21 protein-coding genes are annotated in these 22,677 nt (G+C 72.5%); 12 read left to right on the plus strand and 9 right to left on the minus strand.

Going from position 1 to position 22,677, the window contains the following annotated elements; genetic code table 11:
* Positions 1-62 precede the first annotated feature (62 nt).
* From cseC to ACGFZA_RS33475, 5 genes are all read right to left on the minus strand, one after another.
* Positions 63-1,460 (minus strand): two-component system sensor histidine kinase CseC, encoded by a 1,398-nt coding sequence (gene cseC, locus ACGFZA_RS33455; RefSeq protein ID WP_393684130.1) that lies wholly within the window; start codon positions 1,458-1,460, stop codon positions 63-65.
* Positions 1,457-2,161: a two-component system response regulator CseB gene (gene cseB, locus ACGFZA_RS33460; RefSeq protein WP_393684132.1), complete on the minus strand. Its 705-nt coding sequence runs from the start codon at positions 2,159-2,161 to the stop codon at positions 1,457-1,459. Before cseB ends, cseC begins: the two co-directional genes overlap by 4 nt.
* 10 nt (positions 2,162-2,171) lie before the next feature.
* The gene (locus ACGFZA_RS33465; protein WP_393684134.1) at positions 2,172-2,915 is read right to left on the minus strand and encodes a hypothetical protein; all 744 of its coding nucleotides are present in this window, start codon (positions 2,913-2,915) and stop codon (positions 2,172-2,174) included.
* Positions 2,903-3,547 carry a SigE family RNA polymerase sigma factor gene (locus ACGFZA_RS33470; RefSeq protein WP_385288314.1) on the minus strand — a complete coding sequence of 215 codons (645 nt, stop codon included), beginning with the start codon at positions 3,545-3,547 and terminating at the stop codon, positions 2,903-2,905. Before ACGFZA_RS33470 ends, ACGFZA_RS33465 begins: the two co-directional genes overlap by 13 nt.
* Before the next feature lie 205 nt (positions 3,548-3,752).
* A complete protein-coding gene (locus ACGFZA_RS33475; protein ID WP_385288311.1) occupies positions 3,753-4,655 on the minus strand; it encodes an A/G-specific adenine glycosylase in 903 nt (300 codons plus the stop codon).
* Positions 4,656-4,991: 336 nt separating this feature from the next.
* Here ACGFZA_RS33475 and ACGFZA_RS33480 point away from each other — a divergent pair, with 336 nt between their 5' ends.
* The gene (locus ACGFZA_RS33480) at positions 4,992-5,816 is read left to right on the plus strand and encodes a hypothetical protein (protein WP_393684136.1); all 825 of its coding nucleotides are present in this window, start codon (positions 4,992-4,994) and stop codon (positions 5,814-5,816) included.
* 333 nt (positions 5,817-6,149) lie between these two features.
* Here the strand turns inward: ACGFZA_RS33480 and disA are convergent, their stop codons facing one another.
* A complete protein-coding gene (disA, locus tag ACGFZA_RS33485) occupies positions 6,150-7,274 on the minus strand; it encodes a DNA integrity scanning diadenylate cyclase DisA (RefSeq protein WP_114245192.1) in 1,125 nt (374 codons plus the stop codon).
* Between the two features lie 146 nt (positions 7,275-7,420).
* Positions 7,421-8,833, minus strand: coding sequence for a DNA repair protein RadA (gene radA / locus ACGFZA_RS33490; protein WP_385288305.1), 1,413 nt, complete (start codon positions 8,831-8,833; stop codon positions 7,421-7,423).
* A 183-nt stretch (positions 8,834-9,016) separates the two neighbouring features.
* Here radA and ACGFZA_RS33495 point away from each other — a divergent pair, with 183 nt between their 5' ends.
* Positions 9,017-10,915, plus strand: coding sequence for a hypothetical protein (locus ACGFZA_RS33495; protein ID WP_393684139.1), 1,899 nt, complete (start codon positions 9,017-9,019; stop codon positions 10,913-10,915).
* Positions 10,916-10,929: 14 nt separating this feature from the next.
* On the opposite strand, the gene ACGFZA_RS33500 is transcribed toward ACGFZA_RS33495, so the two are convergent.
* Positions 10,930-11,769 (minus strand): hypothetical protein, encoded by an 840-nt coding sequence (locus ACGFZA_RS33500; RefSeq protein WP_385288300.1) that lies wholly within the window; start codon positions 11,767-11,769, stop codon positions 10,930-10,932.
* A gap of 95 nt (positions 11,770-11,864) precedes the next feature.
* Here ACGFZA_RS33500 and ACGFZA_RS33505 point away from each other — a divergent pair, with 95 nt between their 5' ends.
* The 9 genes from ACGFZA_RS33505 (at position 11,865) to proC (ending at position 20,608) form a co-directional block, all read left to right on the plus strand.
* Positions 11,865-12,815, plus strand: a complete 951-nt coding sequence (locus ACGFZA_RS33505; protein WP_385288298.1) for a Ppx/GppA family phosphatase — start codon at positions 11,865-11,867, stop codon at positions 12,813-12,815.
* 106 nt (positions 12,816-12,921) lie between these two features.
* Positions 12,922-13,731, plus strand: coding sequence for a sugar phosphate isomerase/epimerase family protein (locus tag ACGFZA_RS33510; RefSeq protein WP_385288324.1), 810 nt, complete (start codon positions 12,922-12,924; stop codon positions 13,729-13,731).
* Positions 13,728-14,405 carry a TetR family transcriptional regulator gene (locus ACGFZA_RS33515; RefSeq protein WP_385288297.1) on the plus strand — a complete coding sequence of 226 codons (678 nt, stop codon included), beginning with the start codon at positions 13,728-13,730 and terminating at the stop codon, positions 14,403-14,405. The genes ACGFZA_RS33510 and ACGFZA_RS33515 overlap by 4 nt, the downstream gene beginning before the upstream one ends.
* A gap of 179 nt (positions 14,406-14,584) precedes the next feature.
* Entirely contained in the window at positions 14,585-16,435 is a 1,851-nt protein-coding gene (gene ilvD / locus ACGFZA_RS33520) for a dihydroxy-acid dehydratase (protein WP_385288294.1), read from the plus strand.
* Positions 16,436-16,692: 257 nt separating this feature from the next.
* Entirely contained in the window at positions 16,693-17,265 is a 573-nt protein-coding gene (locus ACGFZA_RS33525) for a hypothetical protein (RefSeq protein WP_393684142.1), read from the plus strand.
* A 45-nt stretch (positions 17,266-17,310) separates the two neighbouring features.
* Positions 17,311-18,117, plus strand: a complete 807-nt coding sequence (locus ACGFZA_RS33530) for a class I SAM-dependent methyltransferase (protein ID WP_393684144.1) — start codon at positions 17,311-17,313, stop codon at positions 18,115-18,117.
* A gap of 66 nt (positions 18,118-18,183) precedes the next feature.
* Complete coding sequence (locus ACGFZA_RS33535) at positions 18,184-18,951, plus strand: ABC transporter ATP-binding protein (RefSeq protein WP_393684146.1); 768 nt, start codon at positions 18,184-18,186, stop codon at positions 18,949-18,951.
* Positions 18,948-19,724, plus strand: a complete 777-nt coding sequence (locus ACGFZA_RS33540; protein ID WP_385288284.1) for an ABC transporter permease — start codon at positions 18,948-18,950, stop codon at positions 19,722-19,724. Before ACGFZA_RS33535 ends, ACGFZA_RS33540 begins: the two co-directional genes overlap by 4 nt.
* Positions 19,725-19,798: 74 nt before the next feature.
* Positions 19,799-20,608: a pyrroline-5-carboxylate reductase gene (gene proC / locus ACGFZA_RS33545; protein ID WP_385288282.1), complete on the plus strand. Its 810-nt coding sequence runs from the start codon at positions 19,799-19,801 to the stop codon at positions 20,606-20,608.
* 1 nt (position 20,609) lies between these two features.
* On the opposite strand, the gene ACGFZA_RS33550 is transcribed toward proC, so the two are convergent.
* Complete coding sequence (locus ACGFZA_RS33550) at positions 20,610-21,194, minus strand: cysteine hydrolase family protein (protein ID WP_385288279.1); 585 nt, start codon at positions 21,192-21,194, stop codon at positions 20,610-20,612.
* 74 nt (positions 21,195-21,268) lie between these two features.
* On the opposite strand from ACGFZA_RS33550, the gene ACGFZA_RS33555 reads away from it, so the two are divergent.
* The gene (locus ACGFZA_RS33555; RefSeq protein ID WP_385288276.1) at positions 21,269-22,291 is read left to right on the plus strand and encodes a GlxA family transcriptional regulator; all 1,023 of its coding nucleotides are present in this window, start codon (positions 21,269-21,271) and stop codon (positions 22,289-22,291) included.
* Positions 22,292-22,677: the final 386 nt, after the last annotated feature.

Raw genomic sequence — 22,677 nt, forward strand, 5'->3', positions numbered from 1 at the left:
ATGCGCCGGGGCCCCGGGGTGCGCGCACCCCGGGGCCCCGGCGCATGTCCGGTCCGGACGGCTCAGCGCTCCGGCCGTCCGCCGCTCGGGCTCGGGCCGGCGCCGGTGCCCGCGGACTTCCGGCCGCCCGGTGCCGGGACGCGCTGTTCGGCCGGCTGGAGCATGGGGAAGCTGCCGGTGTCCGTCGGTGCGTGCTCGGGCAGCCACAGGACGGCGATGGCCCCGCCGGCGCCCTCGGCCGCGCCCTCGGGGGCCGCGTTGCGGAAGGTCAGCCGGGCGCCGAGCACGCGTGCCTGGCCGGCCGCGATCGTCAGCCCCAGCCCGTGCCCCTGCCCGGCCCGGTCGGTGGATCCGGTACGGAACCGGCTCGGCCCCTCCCGCAGCAGCGCCGCCGGGAACCCGGGACCGTGATCGCGGACCCGCACCACCCGGCCCTCGACGGTGACTTCCACGGGCGTGGAGCCGTGCTTGGCGGCATTGCCCAGCAGATTGAACAGAATGCGCTCCAGCCGCCGCGGATCGGTGCTGACCCACGACTCGTGGACCACCTGCACCCTGACCGCCGGGTCCAGCCGTGCCACCCGGCGGCTGACGAACTCGCCCAGCGCCAGCTGCTGCAGCTCGGCCCGCTCGGAGGCGCTGTCCAGCCGGGCCACCTCCAGGACGTCCTCGACCAGCGTGCGCATCGCCTGCGCCCGGTCCCGTACGAGCTCCGACGGACGCCCCGGCGGCAGCAGCTCGGCGGCCGTCAGCAGACCCGTCACGGGCGTGCGCAGTTCGTGCGCGATGTCCGCGGTGACGCGGCGCTCGGCCTCGATCCGTTCGTTCAGCGCGTCCGTCAGGGCGTCCACCGCACCGGCCAGCTCATCGGTCTCGTCCCGCACGACCCCGCCGACGGCGTCCCCGACCCGTACGTCGGTATGGCCCTGCGCGACCCTGCCCGCCGCGGCCGCCGCCTTGCGCAGCCGGCGCGAGAGCCGGCCACCGATCAGGACACCCAGCGCGGAGCCGCCGAGGACCACCGAGACCGAACCGATGATCAGCGCCCGGTCGAGATCGCCCAGGATCGTGGCGGAGCGGTCGGCGAAACGGGTGTGCAGCGAGAGCACGTCGCCGCCGGGCAGCGGTACGGCCGCCCAGACGTCGGGCACCCCGGCGCTGTCCTCGACATGCGTCGCACGCCGGTTGCGCCGGGTCTCCTGGCGCAGGCTCTTCGGCATCGTCGGGTCGTTGAGCTTCGCTCCGAAGCGGGGATCGGCCTTCTTCGTCTTCGTCGCCTCGTAGAGCAGCTGGGCGTAGGTCAGCCGCTCCAGCTGGACCTCGCGCGCGTTCTCCAGCATGGAGACCCTGGCGGCGTTGTGGACGACCAGGCTCAGCGCGACCGCGATCAGGGCGCCGACCGACGCGATCGCGATGCTGATCTTCCAGCGGACACCCGTCCGCAGGGCCGGGCGCCTCATGCCCTGAGTTTGTAGCCGAAGCCGCGGACCGTCTCGATCCGGTCCTGGCCGATCTTCGTGCGCAGTCGCTGCACATGGACGTCCACGACCCGGGTGTCCCCGCCCCATCCGTAGTCCCAGACCCGCTCCAGCAGCTTGTCGCGGGAGAGCACCGTGCCGGGCGCGGACGAGAACTCCAGCAGCAGCCGCATCTCGGTCGGGGTCAGCCCCACGTGCTCACCGCCCTTGCGGACCTCCATGCCCTCGGTGTCGACCTCCAGGTCGCCGAAGACCAGGACGCCGCCCTCGGGCCGCGCCGCGCCCTCGCCGCCGCCCGCCCCGCTGCCCGAGGCATGGCCGAAGCGGCGGAGCACCGCCCGGATCCTGGCGACCAGGACCGCGCCGTCGAACGGCTTCGTGACGTAGTCGTCGGCACCGGCCTCCAGGCCGAGCACCACGTCGATCGAGTCGGCACGGGCCGACAGCATGATCACGGGCACCGTCGACTCGTCCCGGATGCGCCGGCAGAGGCTGACTCCGTCCAGGCCCGGCACCATCACGTCGAGCAGCGCGATGTCGGGCCGGTCGGCCCGGAAGGCCTCCAGGCCGCTGAGCCCGTCGGGCATCGCGGTGACCACGAAGCCGTCCCGCTCCAGCGCCAGCTGGGTGGCCTCGCGGATGACGTCGTCGTCCTCGACGAACAGGACATGGGTCTCGGCCATCGGACTGCTCTCAGTTCTTCGTCGGTTCCGTGGGCTCCGGGAAGTCGCCTTCTCCGGTACCGACGGCTCTGTTGAAGTCGTTGTGCACCCGGTCCTGCTCGCTGAACCGGCTGCCTGCCCAGTGGTACGTGATCACTTCCTCGCCCGAGGGGTAGGCGACCGCGTCCTTCTTCTCGTACACCTGGGTCGTCACGACCAGATCACCGCGGTCGATGGTCCCGTAGACCGCGGGCTGCTCGATGGCGAACACGTTCTTGTACGTGCCGTCGGACCGCGGCCGGTAGACATAGGTGCCGACACCGACGGAGTCGCCGCAGGTCATCACGTTCACGACCACGTCGGCGGAGGGGCCGTCGGTCAGAGTGCCGTACGAGGTGTCCACCGGGTATTCGTCACCGGTACAGGCCCGAAGGTCGGTCCTGACCCGCTCGCTCACCTTGGGGTCCGCCTTGAGCAGGGCCACCGGGTCGACCCGGGGCGTCGGCTTCGCCGTGGACGGGGTCATGGTGCTCGGCGTGACCTGGGCGACCGGCTGGGTGCCTGCCGGGCCCTCGTCGCGCGTGCCCGTGCCTCCGGTGGAGCAGCCGACGGCGAACAGCGCGAAGACGGCGAGCCCGGCCAGAGCCGTACTGCTCGCCGCCCAGCCGGTCAGCAGGCGTCCGCGCCCGGTGCCGGTCCCGTCCCCCGTGGGTCCTCCGGTGACTCCGCCGCCGCTTTCGCCGCCGCCCTCACCGCTGCCTGTCAGGCCGCGCACCGCTCCCGCCCCCGCTCGTCATGACGCCCCTCGCGGGGCGCCCCTGCCTGTGCCCGCGACCGCACCGGGTTCCGGGGCGCCACGACGCGGACGTCCGCCGCGCGGTCGCCGTCCTCGCGGATACGCTCCGCGCGGCTCGCCGCTTCCCGGCTCTCCAGCTCCTGGCGCAGTCGTGCCAGCGCCCGGTGGAGCGTGCTCTTCACCGTACCGGCCGACATGCCGAGCGCCGCGGCCGTCTCCTCCGTGCTCATCTGCTCCCAGTGTCGCAGCACGACCACGCTCCGCTGCTTGGGAGCCAGCACGCCCAGGACGTCCATCAGCAGGGCGCGGTCAGCGCGCTGCTCGGTGCCGTCCTCGACGCTGGCGTCGGGGAGCTGCTCGGTGGGGACCTCGTCCAGCTTGCGCGCCCGCCACCACTCGGTACGGGTGTTGATCATGACGCGGCGCAGATAGGCGTCGGCCAGGGACTTGTCGGCGATGCCGTCCCAGCGGCCGTAGGTGCGGGCCAGCGCGGTCTGCAGCAGGTCCTGTGCGTCCACGGGGTCGGGGACGAGCCGGCGCGCACTGCGCAGCAGCGCGTCCTGCCGCGTACGTACGTACTCTTCGAAGCCGAGCACCTCACCCTGCGCCATGACAACCGCCTCCGTCCCCGTGAATCCCCGTAGAACCACCGCCAGCCGCCTGGTCGTCGGGCTGACGTCGGTGACGCTACGGAGCGGTTGTCACGAGGCTGTGCGGAGCAGCCGTACGCAGACGCACGGCTGCCCATCGGTTGTGTAACAGCGCAGGAGGAGAGGGACAAAGGCCCCCGGGAAGCGGAACGGGCCCGAACGGCCCTCAGGTCAGCGGCAGCCGGTACTGACCGCCCGCGAGCGGTTCGACGAGGCCGTCGGAGACCAGACCGTCCAGCGCACGGGCCCGCTGCACCGGCTCCTCCCACACCGCGTCGAGCGCCGACTGCGGCACCGGGGTCACGGACTCGCGCAGCACCGCGAGGAGCCTGCCGCGCACCTGCCGGTCCGTACCGGCGTAGGTCTGGCCGCGGCGCGGCGGTCCCTGGTGTGCGGGCTTCCCGGCCAGCCGCCAGGCGCACTGCCCGGCGATCGGGCAGCGTGTGCAGTCCTCGTTCTTCGCGGTGCAGACGAGGGCGCCGAGCTCCATCGTCGCGGCCGCCCACTGCGCCGCCTGCTCGTCCTCCTCCGGCAGCAGGGCCCGCGCGAGCTTGCGTTCGGCGGCGGTGGTCGCGTTCGGCGGGTACTGGATGCCGGTCGCGGCCCGGGCGAACACCCGGCGGACGTTCGTGTCGAGGACGGCGTGCCGCTGCCGGTACGCGAACGAGGCCACGGCGGCCGCCGTGTACTCGCCGATCCCGGGCAGGGCGAGCAGTTGGGCGTGCTCGCTCGGCACGTCGCCGCCGTGCCGTTCCGTTATGGCCTGGGCGGCGCCGTGCAGGCGCAGTGCCCGCCGCGGGTAGCCGAGCCGGCCCCAGGCGCGGACCGCCTCGCCGGGCGGCTGGGCGGCGAGGTCGGCGGGGCGCGGCCAGCGGGCCAGCCACTGCTCGTACACCGGGAGGACCCGGTTGACGGGGGTCTGCTGCAGCATGAACTCACTCACCATCACACCCCAGGCGCCCGCTTCGGGGCGGCGCCAGGGCAGATCGCGGGCGTGCTGGTCGAACCACCCGATGACGGGAGTGTGGAGGGAGGTGGGGGGCGTCTGTGTCGCAGTCGTGGCAGTCATCGCATCATCGATCCTGGCATGGAAGAGCAGAGAGAGGTCAGGGGCACGGGGGTGTCGCCCCTCATAAGAGCCCTTGGAGTGATAGTGCCGCCCGTCTTTCCGTGCTCTGGCGGACCCGTGTTCCGGCAAGTGGCGGCACGCCCCGCGAGCCGTTGCGGCAACTGGCCGATGGGTCGCCCGGAGGTGACGCGGAGTGTTTGACCGGTGACGTGGAGTGTCTCGTTGTGGGGTCCGGAGCGGGGACGAGCCGCCCCGGGATGATGATCCGCAAAACTTGGAGGCCTGTGGCGGCGGGTGGGGCGGGAGTTGGCTCTGTTCTCTCGTACAGTTTGCGCCGTGGGATCTCTGCGTAATCCGATCGGGCCGCTTCCCTCCACCATCTACTGGCGACGGAGGGCGGTAGCGGCGACGCTGATTGCGCTGCTCGCGTTGCTGATCGTATGGGCCGTCACCTCCGGTGGCGGCAAGGGGAATCACGACGACTCCAAGGCCCCCGGCTCCGGTCCCGTGAACTCGATCACGCCCGGACCCTCCGGTTCCGGTCCCGCGATCAGTGAACAGCCGGGCGGGCGCGACGAGTCGGGCGACACCGGTGGCAGCGGCGGGAGCAACGGCGGAAGTTCGGACGCGGGCTCCGGTGGAGCGGGCGGCGGAACGGGTGACGGGACCGGCGACAACGGCAACGGCTCGGAGACGGGAGCCGGTTCCGGATCGGGCGGCGGAACCGCGGGGCAGCGGGTCCCGGCCGGATCCTCGCTTCCCGACTGTGTGCCCAGCGCGTTGCGGCTGACCCTGAAGACCGACCTTCGTTACGGACCCGGCGAGAAGCCGAAGTTCCGGCTGATCGCCACGAACACCTCGGCCACCGCGTGCAAGGCCGACTTCGGCCCGAAGGCCGCGGTCCTCACCGTCACCGAAGCGGGCGGGGACGACGACGAGGTGTGGTCCTCCAAGGACTGCCCGCGCAACGCGGCCGCCGTGCTGCTGAAGGTGCCGGCCGGAGCGAGTGTCGAGCACGCCGTGGAGTGGGACCGCGGGAAGAGCGCCCCGAAGTGTGCGACACCGCCTGCGGGAGCGGTGGGCCCCGGCACGTATCTGGTCGAGGCCAAGGCCCCGGGCGAGCCCGTGCAGCGCGCCTCGTTCGTCCTCGCCAAGGACTGATGTGAGGGACTGATGCGGAGGGCCGTCGCGGGACTGACGCGGGGGGACGGCGCAGGGGAGCGGCTCGGGGGCCTGACGCGACGGGCTGAGGCGGGCCGCGACGGACCGGGCAGGCGGACCTGAGGGTCTGAAGGGCCCGGGCCCGACGGCCCGCAGGTCCGGGGAGCGGTCTCGGCTCCGTACCGCAGGCGCGCCGGGCCGTGAGCGGCCCCGGGTGCACGCACAGCAGGCGCACCGGTCCGGGAGCAGCCTCAGTCGCACGTACCCGCGCACCGGTCCGCACCTGTCGCGAACCGCGTACCGGTCCGCACGAACCGCGTTCCGCGTACCCGCCTACACGTACCGCTCAAGGATCGACGACTCGGCCAGCCGCGACAGTCCCTCGCGCACGCTGCGGGCCCGTGCCTCGCCGACGCCGTCCACCGTCTGGAGATCGTCGACGCTCGCGGCGAGCAGCTTCTGCAGGCCGCCGAAGTGCTCCACCAGCCGGTCGATGATCGCCCCGGGCAGCCGCGGCACCTTCGCCAGCAGCCGGAAGCCGCGCGGCGACACCGCCGAGTCGAGTGTCTCCGGGGAGCCGCTGTATCCCAGCGCCCGTGCCACGACCGGGAGTTCGAGCAGCTCGGTGTGGGAGAGCGCGTCCAGCTCGGTGAGCGCCTCCGCCACCGTGCGCGAGCGCTTCGCGGTCGGCTCCGGTACGTAGTCGCGCACGACCAGCTCGCGCTCCGGCTCCACGCCCGCGATCAACTCGTCGAGCTGGAGCGAGAGAAGCCGGCCGTCGGTCCCGAGCTCCACCACGTACTCGGCGATCTCGGTCGCGATCCGGCGGACCATCTCCAGACGCTGGGCGACGGCCGTCACGTCCCGGACCGTCACCAGGTCCTCGATCTCCAGGGCGGAGAGCGTGCCCGCCACCTCGTCGAGCCGGAGCTTGTAGCGCTCCAGCGTGGCGAGGGCCTGGTTGGCCCGGGAGAGGATCGCGGCGGACTCCTCCAGGACCCGGCGCTCCCCGTCCACGTACAGCGCGATGAGGTGCATCGACTGCGAGACCGAGACGACCGGGAAGTTGCACTGCTTGGAGACCCGGTCCGCCGTGCGGTGACGGGTGCCCGTCTCCTCGGTGGGGATCGAGGCGTCCGGGACCAGCTGGACGCCGGCCCGCAGGATCTTCGTCATGTCCTTGTCGAGGATCAGTGCCCCGTCGAGCTTGGCGAGCTCGCGCAGCCGGGTCGCGGTGAACTCCACGTCCAGCACGAAACCGCCGGTGCACATCGACTCGACGGTCCGGTCCATGCCGAGCACGATCAACCCGCCGGTGTTGCCGCGGAGAATGCGCTCCAGGCCGTCCCGCAGGGCCATTCCGGGCGCGACGGCGGTCAACGAGGCGCGCATCAGCGCCTCGTTACCGGTGCCTTGGCCGGACTTTCCGGGCGATGCTGCCCGGTCGCTGGCTGCCACTGCACTCCTCCGGTCACAGGTTTGCGGTGCCCTTAGGGCCTCTCGTTCGGATCATGCCGGGCTCGCGCGGTCCGGCGCGCACGCCCAAACGAAAGACCCCACGTCCCTCTTGCCGTTCGTACGGACGGGCGAGACCAGGGCAAAGTCTACCGGCGTGCGCCGTCCTCCTGTGGGGCCTGTGCGCGAGAGCGGCGCGGGAGGACCCTCAGAGCGTCGCCCATGTTGGCGACTTCTGTGACCTTCATACCGGCCGGGACCTTCCCCGGATCGGACGGAACCAGGGCGTGGGTGAAGCCCAGGCGGTGTGCCTCGGCCAGTCTGCGCTGGACCCCGGTGACCCGTCTGACCTCGCCCGCGAGACCCACCTCGCCGATCGCCACCAGGTTCTTCGGCAGCGGTGTGTCGCTCGCCGCGCTGGCCAGGGCGAGCGCGATCGCGAGGTCGGCGGCCGGCTCCGAGAGCTTCACACCGCCGACCGTGGCGCTGTAGATGTCCCGCTTGCCCAGCGAGCTGATCCGGCCACGCTGCTCCAGGACGGCCAGCATCATCGACACCCGGGACGTCTCCAGGCCCGAGGTGGTGCGCCGGGGCGAGGGAATCTGGGAATCGACGGTGAGGGCCTGCACCTCGGCGACCAGGGGGCGCTTGCCCTCCAGGGTGACGGTCAGGCACGTGCCGGGCACGGGCTCGTCGCGGCGGGTGAGGAAGAGGCCGGAAGGGTCGGCGAGGCCGGTGATGCCCTCGTCGTGGAGCTCGAAGCAGCCGACCTCGTCGGTCGCCCCGTAGCGGTTCTTGACGCCGCGCACGAGCCGGAGCCGGGCATGCCGGTCGCCCTCGAAGGACAGCACCACGTCGACCAGGTGCTCCAGCAGCCGGGGCCCTGCGATCGCGCCGTCCTTGGTGACGTGGCCGACCAGCAGGGTCGACATGCCGCGCTCCTTGGAGGCGCGGATCAGCGCCCCGGCGACCTCGCGGACCTGCGCCATCCCGCCGGGCGCGCCCTCGATCTCCGGGGAGGCGACGGTCTGTACGGAGTCCAGGACGAGCAGGGACGGCTTGACCGCGTCGAGATGGCCGAGGACCGCGGACAGATCGGTCTCGGCGGCCAGATACAGATGGTCGTTGATCGCCCCGATCCGGTCGGCACGCAGCCGGACCTGGCTGGCGGACTCCTCGGCCGTGACGTACAGCGTGCGGTGCTCGTCGCTCGCCGCCTTGGCCGCCACGTCCAGCAGCAGCGTGGACTTCCCCACGCCGGGCTCGCCCGCGAGCAGCACGACGGCGCCGGGCACCAGCCCGCCGCCCAGCACCCGGTCCAGCTCGCCGACGCCCGTCGAGCGGGCGGTGGCCTGGCGGCTGTCGACCTGGCCGATGGGGAGCGCGGCCGTGGAGACCCGGCCGGCCGCCGTGGTCCGGACCGCAGGGGCGCCGCCGAACTCCTCGACCGTCCCCCACGCCTGGCACTCGAAGCAGCGGCCGAGCCACTTGGCGGTCGTCCAGCCGCATTCGGTGCAGCGGTAGGACGGCCGGTCCTTCGCGGATTTCGTACGGGCAGCCATGGCGCCACCGTATAGGTGAGGTCGGACAGTGGGGCCCGGCGCGGTGTGCGGGCGGGGGTCGCGCACCGCCACCGTGGGCGGAATCACGGATGCCTGTCCCTTATTGAGCGATACGTTCACCCGTAAGGGTTAAATGTGCTCAAGGGGTACGAGCGTCCGCCCTGCCCTGCCTACGGTCGCAAGGTGACGAGCAGCAGGCTGGAGACCCCCACCCACACCCCCGGCGCACACCGGGGGCAGCACCGCGCGCCCCACTCCTCGCCGAAGCGGCCTCCCGCCCGTTACGAGCCGCATCTCGACGGCCTGTTCACGTACTGCCTCTCCGTGCTCTGCGACCACGACGCCGCCACCGACGCACTCGGCGGAGTGCTGGCACTGGCGGAGCGGCAGGGCGGGCGGTGCCCGGCGGACGAGGAGGAACGCAGAGCCTGGCTGTACGCACTGGCCAGGTGGATGTGCCTGCGCAGACTCGGCGAGCAGAAGACGGGCCGCCAGGCGCACCGCAGGCCCGACGGGGCGCAGGCGCGCCGGCAGCCGGCCAGGGCGCAGGACGACCCTCGCGGTCCCGCCGCACCGCCGGCCCGCGCGGGCCGGCGCACACCCGCGTCCGCGCACGCCTCGAAAGCCGTGGCCGCACCACCTCTCGCGCCCTCCGCGCCCCGGCCCGCGGGGCCGGCGTCCGCAGCCCCGGCGCCCGCCGCGTTCGCGGAGAGCCCGGCCGCCGCCGAGGCGCACCGCCGCGAGCTGGCCCAGCTGGCCTGGCCCGAAGCGGCGGGAACCACCCCCGAACAGCGTGAGGCGCTGGAGCTCGCCGTGCGCCACGGCCTCACCCCGCGCGCGGTCGCCGCCGTCCTCGGGCTGGAACCCGCGACCGCCCGGGAGCTCCTGGCGGCGGCCGCCTGCGAGGTGGAACGGACGAGGGCCGCCCTCGCCGTCGTCGAGAAGGGCAACTGCGCCGCGGTCGGCAGGCTCACCGGCGACCATCGCGTGCTGCTCTCCGCCACCCTGCGCCGCGAGCTCGTACGGCATGTGGACGACTGCCCGAGCTGCCGCCGCGCGGCCGAGCGGGCCGGTGCCCAGGGCCCGTGGCCGGGTGCCGCGGTCACGCCCGCGGCCGCGCTGGCGGTCGTCGAGGCGCCGCGGCCCTCCGCCTATGTGGCGATGCTGCATGCCCAGAAGCATCAGAAGAATCGGTCCGCCACTCCCCGGTTCGACCGGACGGGCTTTCCGATGGACCCGAAGGACCACGCCGCGCGCCGGGACCGGCTGCGGTCCAGGGTCATGACGACGACGGTCGTCGCCACGGTCGTCGCCGCCCCCGTGATCGCCCTGTGGTCCGCCTACCGGGGCGCACCCCTCACCGGCGAGGGACGCGACGGCGCGGCGGTCACCGCGACCGAGTCGGACGACGGACACGGATCCGACGACCCGTACGGCCACTACGAGAACGCGGGCAACGCCCGCCCCGAGCCCGGCCCCGGCTTCGCGGACGGCGACCGCCTCCCGGACGTCTCCGCCGAGGTCATCAGCGTGGGCACGGACCGGGACGGGGGATCGAGGGGCACGGGCCGCCTCACCGTCGAGGCCCGGTCGTCCGGCGGCACGACGACGATCACGCTCACCGCGTCGAAGGCGGGCCCCGTCGTCTGGTCGGCGGGCACGGGCCGGTCCTGGCTGCGGCTGAGCAGCACCTCGGGGACGCTCGCGGCGGGCGGCAGCATCACGGTCCGCGTCCTCGTGGACCACGCGCGCGAACCCGCCGGCCACTGGACCGCACGGATCGCCGTCGCCCCCTCGGGGTCGGTCGTGTCGATACACGGGTACGGGGGGCGTGCGCCGACCGTCCCGCCGCGGCCGAGCGGCCCGTCCCGTCCGCATCCGCCCGTCCCGGAGGAACCGTCGCCGTCCTCCCCGGATCCCGGTCACACTCCGACGCCCGGCCCGACGGACACCGCCACCCCGACGCCGACGGACCCGGGCACACCGAGCCCGTCCCCGGACCCGACGGACTCCCCGACGGACTCCCCGTCCCCGACCGGCCCGGGCGAGGGCGGCCCGAGCACCCCGCCGGCGGCGGAATGACGGGCCCCGGGCGCCTACGCCGGGTCCGCCGGGTGGGGCGCCATCGGCAGCAGCGAGGAGAGCCGCTCCTCGCACAGCCCGACCAGCCGCTCGTACGCCTCCTTGCCCATCAGCTCCGTGAGCTCGGGCCGGTACGACACGTACACCGGCTCCCCGGCACCGTGCGCCGACGTGGCCGACGTGCACCACCAGTGCAGGTCGTGACCGCCCGGGCCCCAGCCCCGGCGGTCGTACTCACCGATCGTCACCTGGAGCACACGCGTGTCGTCGGGCCGGTCGATCCAGTCGTACGTACGCCGGACCGGAAGCTGCCAGCACACGTCCGGCTTGGTCTCCAGGGGCTCCTTGCCCTCCCGCAGCGCCAGGATGTGCAGGGAACAGCCGGCCCCCGCGGCAAAGCCGGGACGGTTCTGGAAGATGCAGGAGCCCTCCCAGCGCCGTGTCTGACGCTCCCCGTCGTCATCGGTCTGGACCCAGCCCGTCTCCGTACCCACGTCGTGGAACTGCCACAGGTCCGGGGTGAGCCGGGCGACATGACCGGCCACCCGCTTCTCGTCGTCCTCGTCCGAGAAGTGGGCGCCCAGGGTGCAGCACCCGTCGTCGGCGCGACCGGCCTGGATGCCCTGGCAGCCACTGCCGAAGATGCAGGTCCACCTGGACGTCAGCCAGGTCAGGTCGCACCGGAAGACCTGCTCGTCGTCGGCGGGGTCAGGGAACTCCACCCACGCCCGCGCGAAGTCGATCCCCGTCTCGTCGGACCCCTGGGGTCCCTCTGTCTGCGGCTGCTGCATCTCCTGCTTCGTCTTCTGCTTCTTCGTGACTTTGCCCGGCTTCGCCTTTTTCGTCTTTGGCACGCGCCCAGAGTAAGTCGGCCCGGCGCATGGACGGGGCGCGGCAGCACGGGATGCGCCGGTCCGTCCTCCCGCGAAGCCGCAGTAGCGTTCTGCATATGAGACTCGGAGTCCTCGACGTGGGGTCGAACACGGTTCATCTGCTGGTGGTCGACGCGCACCCCGGCGCCCGCCCGCTGCCCGCGCACTCGCACAAGGCGGAGCTGCGGCTGGCCGAACTGCTCGACGAGGACGGGGCGATCGGCCCCCTCGGCGTGGACCGGCTGGTGACGACGATCACCGACGCGCTCCAGGCCGCCGAGGACAAGGGCTGCGAGGACGTGCTGGCGTTCGCCACCTCCGCGGTGCGGGAGGCGAGCAACGCCGACAAGGTGCTCACCCGGGTGCGCGACGAGACGGGTGTCGACCTCGCCGTCCTCAGCGGCACGGAGGAGGCCCGGCTCACCTTCCTCGCCGCCCGGCGCTGGTTCGGCTGGTCGGCGGGCAAGCTGCTCGTCCTGGACATCGGCGGCGGCTCACTGGAGATCGCGTACGGCATCGACGAGGAACCGGACGCCGCGGTGTCCCTGCCGCTGGGCGCCGGCCGGCTCACGGCCGGCTGGCTGCCCGGCGATCCGCCGGACCCGGCGGAGGTGAGGGCGCTGCGCCGCCATGTCCGGGCGCGGATCGCCCGGAGCGTCGGCGAGTTCACCCGCTTCGGCCGCCCCGACCATGTCGTGGCCACGTCCAAGACCTTCAAGCAGCTCGCCAGGATCGCGGGCGCCGCACGCTCCACCGAGGGCCTGTACGTGCAGCGCACCCTCAGCCGCAAGGCCCTGGAGGAGTGGGTGCCGAAGCTGGCCGCGATGACGGTCGAGGAGCGCGGGAACCTGCCCGGTGTCTCCGAGGGCAGGTCCGCCCAGCTGCTCGCCGGCGCGCTGGTCGCGGAGGGCGCGATGGACCTCCTGGGCGTCGAGGACCTGGAGATCTGCCCCTGGGCGCTGCGCGAGGGAGTGATCCTGCGCCGCCTGGACCACCTGACGTCCACCGAGGACGTGGCCCTGAACTGAAGGGGCCGCCCCGGCGCGTCGTCGTCATGGCCCTTCTCACTTTCCACCGGACCCCCTCGGCGAGGCGCACCGCTGCCCGTACGCTGTCTGCGTGGCAGAACCAGTGGTGCGCATCCCGGATGCGAAGGTCGCCCTGTCGACGGCCTCGGTCTATCCGGAGTCGACGGCGACGGCCTTCGAGATCGCCGCGCGCCTGGGATACGACGGCGTCGAGGTCATGGTCTGGACCGACCCCGTCAGCCAGGACATCGAGGCCCTGCGCCGGCTCTCGGACTATCACCAGGTGCCGATCCTGGCCGTTCACGCCCCCTGTCTGCTGATCACGCAGCGGGTCTGGTCCACCGATCCCTGGGTCAAGCTCCAGCGGGCGCGCGCCGCGGCGGAGAAGCTCGGCGCGTCGACCGTCGTGGTCCACCCGCCGTTCCGGTGGCAGCGCAATTACGCGCGTGACTTCGTCACCGGGATCTGGCGGATGGCGGACGAGACCGATGTGCGCTTCGCCGTCGAGAACATGTACCCGTGGCGCTACCGGGACCGCGAGATGCTCGCGTACGCCCCCGACTGGGACGTCACCAACGACGACTACCGCCACTTCACGGTCGACCTGTCGCACACCTCGACGGCGCGCACGGACGGCATGGCGATGGTCGACCGGATGGGCGACCGGCTGGCCCATGTCCACCTGGCCGACGGCAAGGGTTCGGGCAAGGACGAGCACCTGGTGCCCGGCCGCGGCGACCAGCCCTGCGCCGAACTCCTGGAGCGGCTGGCCCGGTCCGGCTTCGACGGCCATGTCGTCATCGAGGTCAACACCCGCCGGGCGATGTCCACCGCCGAACGCGAGGCCGACCTCGCCGAGGCGCTCGCCTTCACCCGGCTGCACCTCGCCTCGTCGGCGCAGGTGCCGCGCTCATGACCCCGGGCGCCGAGGCCCCCGGCCCCAGGCGCCGCGGCCGCCCCTCCCGTACGACGGCGACGGCCGGTCCGGACGCGCGTACCCGCATCCTGGAGGCGGCCCGCGCCGAATTCGCCGAACGCGGCTACGACAAAACGTCGGTCCGCGGCATCGCGAAGGCGGCGGGCGTGGACGCCGCCCTGGTCCATCACTACTTCGGTACGAAGGACGAGGTCTTCGCCGCCGCGATCGAGCTCTCCTTCGAGCCCGCCCTGGTGATTCCGGCCATCCTGGGCAGTGACAAGGAGGGCCTGGGGGAGCGGCTGGCCCGCTACTTCATCGCGGTCTGGGAGAACCCGGCGTCCAGGACCCCGCTGCTGGCGGTCCTGCGCTCGGCCCTGACCCACGAGGCGGCGGCGAAGGTCCTGAGCGGCTTCGTCCTGCGGCGCCTGCTGGGACGGATCGCGGAACAGCTGGACGTACCCGACCCCACCTTCCGCGCCGAACTGGCCGCCTCGCACATGGTGGGCATCGCGATGCTGCGGTACGTGCTCCGGGCGGAGCCCCTGGCATCGGCGGACCCGGAGAAGATCGTCGCGATGGTGGCCCCGACCCTGCAGCGCTACCTGACCGACCCGTCCCCCGCCGACGATCCGGACCGGCCGGGCAGAACGGGCCCCTCCCCAAGCCCCTGATCAAGCCGCTCCGGTGATCGAGGCCCGACTCCCGCACGCACCCGCCCCGCACGCACCCACCCCGTACACCCCGCCCAACCCCTGAGCACCGCATCCCGCATTTCGGACACCCTGTCCAGATCCTGGCACGGGAGGCGTACGCTCGAAGTCAGTCTTTTCTGTCGAAGGAGCGAGAGACGATGCCGCAGCTGAGGTCCCGCACTGTCACCCACGGCCGCAACATGGCGGGCGCGCGCGCCCTTATGCGCGCCTCGGGCGTAGCGAGCGAGGACATCGGCAAGCCGATCATCGCGGTCGCCAACTCCTTCACGGAGTTCGTCCCCGGCCACACCCACCTCGCCCCGGTCGGCCGGATCGTCTCCGAGGCGATCAAGGCGGCGGGCGCGGTGCCCCGCGAGTTCAACACGATCGCGGTGGACGACGGCATCGCCATGGGCCACGGCGGCATGCTCTACAGCCTGCCCTCCCGCGACCTCATCGCCGACAGCGTGGAGTACATGGTCGAGGCGCACTGCGCCGACGCGCTGATCTGCATCTCGAACTGCGACAAGATCACCCCGGGCATGCTGATGGCGGCGATGCGCCTCAACATCCCCACGGTCTTCGTCTCCGGCGGTCCGATGGAGGCCGGCAAGGCCACCCTCGTCGACGGCACGGTCCGCAAGCTCGACCTGGTCAACGCGATCAGCGACGCGGTCGACGAGAGCATCTCGGACGAGGACATCCTCCGTATCGAGGAGAACGCCTGTCCCACCTGCGGCAGCTGTTCCGGCATGTTCACCGCCAACTCGATGAACTGCCTGACCGAGGTCCTCGGCCTCTCCCTCCCCGGCAACGGCTCCGTCCTCGCCACGCACACCGCCCGCCGGGCGCTGTACGAGGACGCCGGCCGTACGGTCGTCGAGATCACCAAGCGCTACTACGAGCAGGACGACGAGACGGTCCTGCCGCGCGCCATCGGCACCCGCGCCGCGTTCGACAACGCGATGGCGCTGGACATCGCCATGGGCGGCTCGACCAACACGATCCTGCACCTGCTGGCCGCCGCCGAGGAGGCGGAGCTGGCGTACGACCTCGACGACATCAACGAGGTCTCCCGCCGGGTCCCGTGCCTCTCCAAGGTCGCCCCCAACGTGGCCCCCGGCGGTACGTACTACATGGAGGACGTCCACCGGGCCGGCGGCATCCCCGCCCTCCTCGGTGAGCTCCACCGGGGCGGTCTGCTCAACGAGGACGTGCACTCGGTGCACTCCGACACGCTCGCCGAGTGGCTCAAGAACTGGGACGTCCGCGGCGGCTCGCCGTCCCCCGAGGCCGTCGAGCTGTGGCACGCGGCCCCGGGCTGTGTCCGTTCCGCGACCGCCTTCTCGCAGTCCGAGCGCTGGGACACCCTGGACCTGGACGCGGCGGGCGGCTGCATCCGCGACGTGGCGCACGCGTACTCGAAGGACGGCGGCCTCGCGGTCCTCAAGGGGAACATCGCCGTGGACGGCTGCGTCGTGAAGACGGCCGGCGTCGACGAGTCGATCTGGACCTTCGAGGGCCCGGCGGTCGTCTGCGAGTCCCAGGAGGAGGCCGTCGACAAGATCCTCCGCAAGGAGATCACGCACGGCGACGTCGTCGTCATCCGCTACGAGGGCCCGCGCGGCGGTCCCGGCATGCAGGAGATGCTCTACCCCACCTCGTTCCTCAAGGGCCGTGGCCTCGGCAAGACCTGCGCGCTGATCACCGACGGCCGTTTCTCCGGCGGTACGTCGGGCCTGTCCATCGGGCACGCCTCGCCCGAGGCGGCGTCCGGCGGGGCGATCGCGCTGGTCGAGAACGGCGACCGGATCCGGATCGACATCCCGAACCGCTCGATCGAGCTCCTCGTCCCCGACGCCGAGCTCGCCACCCGCCGCGAGGCGCTGAACGGCGTGTACGCGCCGAAGAACCGCGAGCGCAAGGTCTCGGCGGCGCTGCGCGCCTACGCGGCCATGGCGACGAGCGCGGACCGCGGCGCCGTCCGCGACGTCTCCAAGCTGGGCTGAACCACGGTGACCGGCCCCCTTCCCGAAGGGGGCCGGCCACCCGCTCCACCTCCGTACGGGCGCCTGTCCCGGCGGTGACCGTGGCGCCGGGGGGACCGGCGCGGCCGAGCGGCACCCGCCACGCGCCCCACCTCCCGCTCCCCCGTACCGGCGCCTGTCCCGGCGGTGACGGCGCCATCGGGGAACAACGCGGCCGAGCCGCACCCGCACCGCTGCCCCGGGCTCCGGCCCGGCCCGGCCCTGGGATAATCGGTTGTGTGACCGAGAACAGCGACACCCCCGACGGCACGGCTCCCGGCACCACCGAGTCCGGCACGGTGCCCACCGGCGCCTCCGCGACCGCCCCCGGCCCGCAGCCCGAGCCCATCCGCTTCTTCGGCACGACCTGGGTCGCCCACGACGGCAACTACGCGCTCCGCCGTGCCGGAGCCTCCCTCGGCTCGCTCGCCGCGGCGGTCGCCTCCTGCTTCGTGCTGCGCTTCGCCTATCAGGGCCTGGAGATCGCCGACGTCGGCAGTTTCGTCGGCCTGCTCGTCGTCGTGATGTTCGCCGTCTGCAGCGCCGTCGCCTTCCGCAAGACATGGGAAGGCTTCAGCAGCCGCCCGGCCGATCCGGGCCGCGAGGACATGCTGCGCGGCCTCAAGACCATCGGTTTCGTCGGCTCGCTCCTGGCGTACTTCTTCCGTACGTTCACCGAGGCGCCGGGCGAGAAGCTCCGGCGCGCGGAGTACGAGGCGGCCCAGGTCCGTTTCGCGAAGCGCCGCTCCGCACGGACCGGCAACCCGGCGGCCCGCAGGACGGCCAAGGCGAAGAAGGCCCGCCGCAAGTAGGCGGGACCCCGCCCGGGGGCGGGCCACGGGCGGCACGATGGGCCCATGACCGCAACGGACACCCCGGACGCCGCTCCGGAACACGCCCCGCACCCCGCAACCCCGCGCGCCCTCTCCTTCGACCGGGTGGCCGCCCAGTACGCCGCGGCACGCCCCGGCTACCCTGCCGCCCTGCTCGACGCCGTCGAGGAGCTCGCCGGCCGCCCTCTGCGCGGCGCCCGAACCCTCGACGTCGGTGCGGGCACCGGCATCTCCACCCGCCGTCTCCATGAGCGCGGCGCGCGCGTCGTCGCCGTGGAACCCGGCCCCGGCATGGCGGCGGAGCTGCACCTGGCCCTCCCGCACATACCGCTGGTGCGGGGCGACGGCAACAGCCTCCCCTTCGCCGCGGCCTCGGCCGACCTGATCACGTACGCCCAGTCCTGGCACTGGACCGACCGCGCCCGCTCCACCCCCGAGGCCCTGCGCGTCCTGCGGCCGGGCGGCGCGCTCGCCCTCTGGTGGAACGTCTCCGACCACACCGTCCCGTGGGTCGCCGCCCAGGACACCCGGCTGCGCCAGTTCTTCCGCGCCGAAGCCGGGGCCGAGGACGAGAGTGCCCACGGCTCGCCCGCCCGCACCCGAGGTCTGCTGCCCGAGCTCGACTTCGTACACCGTCGTATCCCCTGGACCCGGCGCATCCCGCTGACCACCCACCTCGACAACCTCGGCAGCCACTCGGCGTTCCTGGTCCTCGGCGAGGAACCCACCCGGCGCTTCCTCGCCGCGGAACGCGAGCACCTCGCGCCGCTCTTTCCGGACGGCACGGTCGAGGAGGCGTACGTCGTCGACCTGAACGTGACCATCCGCTGAGCGGACCCGCCCCCGCGACGCCCGATGCCTTGACGGCGGCGCCCCGCCGGGATCAATATTCATCGCATGATGAATTCTTCGGGCGTCGCCATCGAGGCCCGTGGCCTCACCGTCGTACGAGGCAGCCGCACCGTTCTGAAAGGACTCGACTTCACCGTCGAACCCGGCAGGATCACCGGCCTCCTCGGCCCCTCCGGCTGCGGCAAATCCACCCTGATGCGGGCCGTCGTCGGCACCCAGGCCAAGGTCACCGGCACCCTCGACGTCCTGGGCAGCCCCGCGGGCCACCCCACCCTCCGCCCCCGCATCGGGTACGTCACCCAGGCCCCGTCCGTCTACACCGACCTCACGGTCCGGCAGAACCTCGACTACTTCGCGGCGATCCTCCGGCCGGGCCGCCGCCACCGGGACGCCCGCCGCGAGGCCGTCACCCGCGCCCTCACCGAGGTCGACCTCACCAGCCACGCCGACAACCTCGCCGGCACCCTCTCGGGCGGCCAGCGCACCCGGGTCTCCCTCGCCGTGGCGCTGCTCGGCACTCCCGAACTGCTGGTCCTCGACGAACCGACCGTCGGCCTCGACCCGGTGCTCAGGCGGGACCTCTGGAGCCTCTTCCACCGCCTCGCCGCCGACCGCGGCACCACCCTGCTCGTCTCCTCCCACGTCATGGACGAGGCCGAGCGCTGCCACCGGCTGCTCCTGATGCGCGAAGGCGAGATCCTCGCCGACGACACCCCGGAGGCCCTGCGTACGGGGTCCGGGACCGACACCGTCGAAGAAGCCTTCCTCCACCTGGTCGACGCGGCCGCCACCCGTCAGGAGAACGCCCGATGAGCACGACGAGCACCCCGGCCACCGGCACTCCGCCCCTGAGTGCCGCCCGCACCCTCGCCACCGCCGGCCGCGTCCTGCGCCAGCTGACGCACGACCCGCGCACGGTCGCACTCCTCCTGCTGATCCCGGTCGTGATGATTACCCTGCTGCGGTACGTCTTCGACGGGAGCCCGCAGACCTTCGACTCCATCGGCGCCTCGCTCCTCGGCATCTTCCCCCTGATCACGATGTTCCTGGTGACCTCGATCGCCACCCTGCGCGAACGCACCTCGGGGACCCTGGAGCGCCTCCTCGCGATGCCGCTCGGCAAGGGCGACCTGATCGCCGGCTACGCCCTCGCCTTCGGCGCCGTCGCCGTCGTCCAGTCGCTCCTTGCCACGGGCCTCTCGGTCTGGGCCCTCGGCCTGGACGTCACCGGTTCGCCCTGGCTGCTGCTCCTGGTCGCCCTGCTCGACGCCCTGCTCGGCACGGCGCTCGGCCTGTTCGTCTCGGCGTTCGCGGCTTCGGAGTTCCAGGCCGTCCAGTTCATGCCGGCCGTGATCTTCCCGCAGCTGCTGCTCTGCGGACTCTTCATCGCCCGGGACCGGATGGCTCCCGTCCTGGAGGCGATCTCGAACGTGCTGCCCATGTCGTACGCCGTCGACGGCATGAACGAGGTCCTCCACCACACCGCCGTCACCGGCGACTTCGTCCGCGACATCGCGATCGTGGCCGGCTGCGCCCTCCTCGTCCTCGGCCTCGGCGCAGCCACCCTCCGCCGCCGCACCGCCTGACGGCCCGGTGCGAGGATGACGGCGACGAGCACTGAGCACCGTGCACAGCGAGCACCGCCCGGAGGGTGAACCGCATGACCCAGACAGTTGCAGTCCTCGGCACCGGCAAGATCGGCGAGGCCCTGCTCAGCGGCATGATCCGGGCCGGCTGGCGCCCGGCGGACCTGCTGGTCACCACCCGCCGCCCCGAGCGGGCCGCGGAGCTCCACGACCGCTACGGCGTCGACGCGGTCACCAACGCCGAAGCGGCCAAGCGCGCCGACATCCTCATCCTGGCGGTCAAGCCCCAGGACATGGGCCGACTCCTCGACGAGCTGACCCCCCACGTCACCGCCGACCGCCTGGTCATCAGCGCCGCGGCCGGCATCACGACCGCCTTCATCGAGGAGCGCCTCACCACGGGCACCCCGGTGGTCCGCGTCATGCCGAACACCCCCGTCCTGGTCGACGAGGGGATGTCCGTCATCTCGGCGGGCAGCCACGCCACCACGGACCACCTCGCCACCACCGAGGCGATCTTCGGCGGCGTCGGCAAGACCCTGCGCGTCCCCGAGTCCCAGCAGGACGCGGCCACCGCCCTCTCCGGCTCGGGCCCGGCCTACTTCTACTTCCTCGTCGAGGCGATGACGGACGCCGGCATCCTGCTCGGCCTGCCCCGCGCCCAGGCCCACGACCTCATCGTGCAGGCCGCCATCGGAGCGGCCGTGATGCTCCGCGACAGCGGAGAGCACCCGGTCAAGCTCCGCGAAGCCGTCACCAGCCCGGCCGGCACCACCATCAGCGCCATCCGCGAGCTGGAGAACCACGGCGTACGCGCCGCCCTCATCGCCGCACTGGAGGCCGCCCGCGACCGCAGCCGCGAGCTCGCCTCCGGCAACGGCTGACCTACTCCGCGGCAGCGATCAGCTCCGCACTGCGCACCACCTTCGCGAACCCACCGCCGTGCAACGTCACGGCGGTGGCCCGCGCCACGTCCTCCGCACCGAGCGTCCACCCCCACGGACCGGTCGCGTCGAAGGTGTAGGTCGCATCGAACGCGAAGAACACCTCGTACCCCAGGTTCCCCGCCATCCGCGCCGTCGTCTCCGCGCACATATTGGTCTGGATCCCGGCCACCACGATCTGCCGCACCCCGGAACCGTTCAGCCACGCCCCCAGATCGGGCGTCCCGTAGAACGCCGAGTTCACGCTCTTCGTCACGAACAGTTCGGGCCCGCCGCCCTTTCCCCGCCGCTCCTCCACGTACGGCTTGAACGCGTTCCCCGGATACCCCACCCGCAACGGCGAATCGGGCTTCGGAGAGTCATGCCGTACGAAGACGACGGGCCGCCCGCTCGACTGCCAGGCGTCGATCAGCCCGGCGATGTTGCCGTCCGCCGCGGGGTTGTTCCGCGGACCCCAGTACGCCTCCTCCTCGAAACCCTGCTGCACGTCCACCACGACCAGCGCTGCGTTCTCTGCGATCTCCATGACCACGATCCTGCCGCCGGCGCCTCCGGTCTCCCAGGGGTCGGAAAGCCATCGATCGATGCTTTACTGCCACCATGACCGCGACCGGAACGCCTCGCCCCGACCCCACCCGGATCGCTCTGGTGTCCTTCCCCGGCGTCCGCGCGTTCGACGTCTCGGTCATCACGGAGGTCTGGGGCGTGGACCGCACGGACCGCGGCGTCCCGCCCTTCGTCCTGCGCCGCACGGCGGCCACCGCCGCCCCCATCCCCTTGCGCGGCGGACTCTCCCTGACCCCCGACCGCACGCTGAACTGGCTGGCCGGGGCCGACCTGATCGTCGTCCCGGGCCTGGACGACCATGTGACGCCGGCCCCGGAGCCGGTCCTCGACGCCCTGCGCCGCGCGCACGCCCGGGCCACACCGATCGCCGCCCTCTGCGGAGGCGCGTTCACGCTGGCCCAGGCGGGCCTCCTCGACGGCCGCCGGGCCGTGACCCACTGGAACCTCACTGATCTGCTGCGTACCCACCACCCCGAGGTGACCGTCGTCCCGGACGCCCTGTTCGTCCACGACGACAACCTCTGGACGTCCGCCGGCACGGCAGCGGGCATCGACCTCTGCCTCCACCTCGTACGGCGGACCCATGGTGCGGAGACCGCGGCGACGATCGCGCGCTCCATGGTCACGGCCCCCTTCCGCACGGGTACACAGGCTCAGTTCATCGAGCACCCCACACCGCACACCGATCGCGACGCCGACACGCTCGCCGCCGTTCGCGCCTTCGCCCTGACCCGTCTGGCGGATCCCCACACCGTGGCCGAGCTGGCCGCACGGGCCGGCATGTCCACCCGCTCCTTCGCCCGTCACTTCCAGGCGACGACCGGCACCACTCCGCTGCGCTGGCTCATCACCCAGCGCATTGCCGCAGCTCAGAAGCTTCTGGAACGCACGGACCTCCCTCTGCCCGAGGTGGCCCGCCGCACGGGCTTCGGCAGCGAGATCACCATGCGCCAGCACTTCGCCACCCACCTGGGCACCAGCCCCCGGGACTACCGCCGCGCCTTCCACCGCAGCTCGGCGCGGGCGGGGGTTGACACGCCCCCTCCGCATCCGTAGTGTGCTCCGAGTTGTCCGACGTGAGCGCCGACCCCGGTCGGTCCCCGGACAGCCATTCCGCAGTAACCACAACGAGCGAGCGACAGCTGTCGCCTGCCTTTGCGTGCGCATATGCGAAATGAGGAATCCGCGTTCGAAGGAACGCGACCCCGATTAGCGTCGGGGCCCTGGATTCCGCTAATGTCTCACTCGTCGGAACGGCCCAACAGCCGGGAAGACAAGCCCCGCTGACTGGGAATCAGGCCCGAAAGGATCTGATAGAGTCGGACTCGCCGAAAAGGGAAGCGCGAAAGCGAAGAACTGGAAAGCGAAAATGCGAGGCCCGCTTCGACCGGGAATCGGACACGAAAGAGTCTGATAGAGTCGGAAACGCAAGACCGAAGGGA

The organism is Streptomyces sp. NPDC048211 (genome assembly GCF_043202315.1).
Lineage (GTDB): Bacteria > Actinomycetota > Actinomycetes > Streptomycetales > Streptomycetaceae > Streptomyces.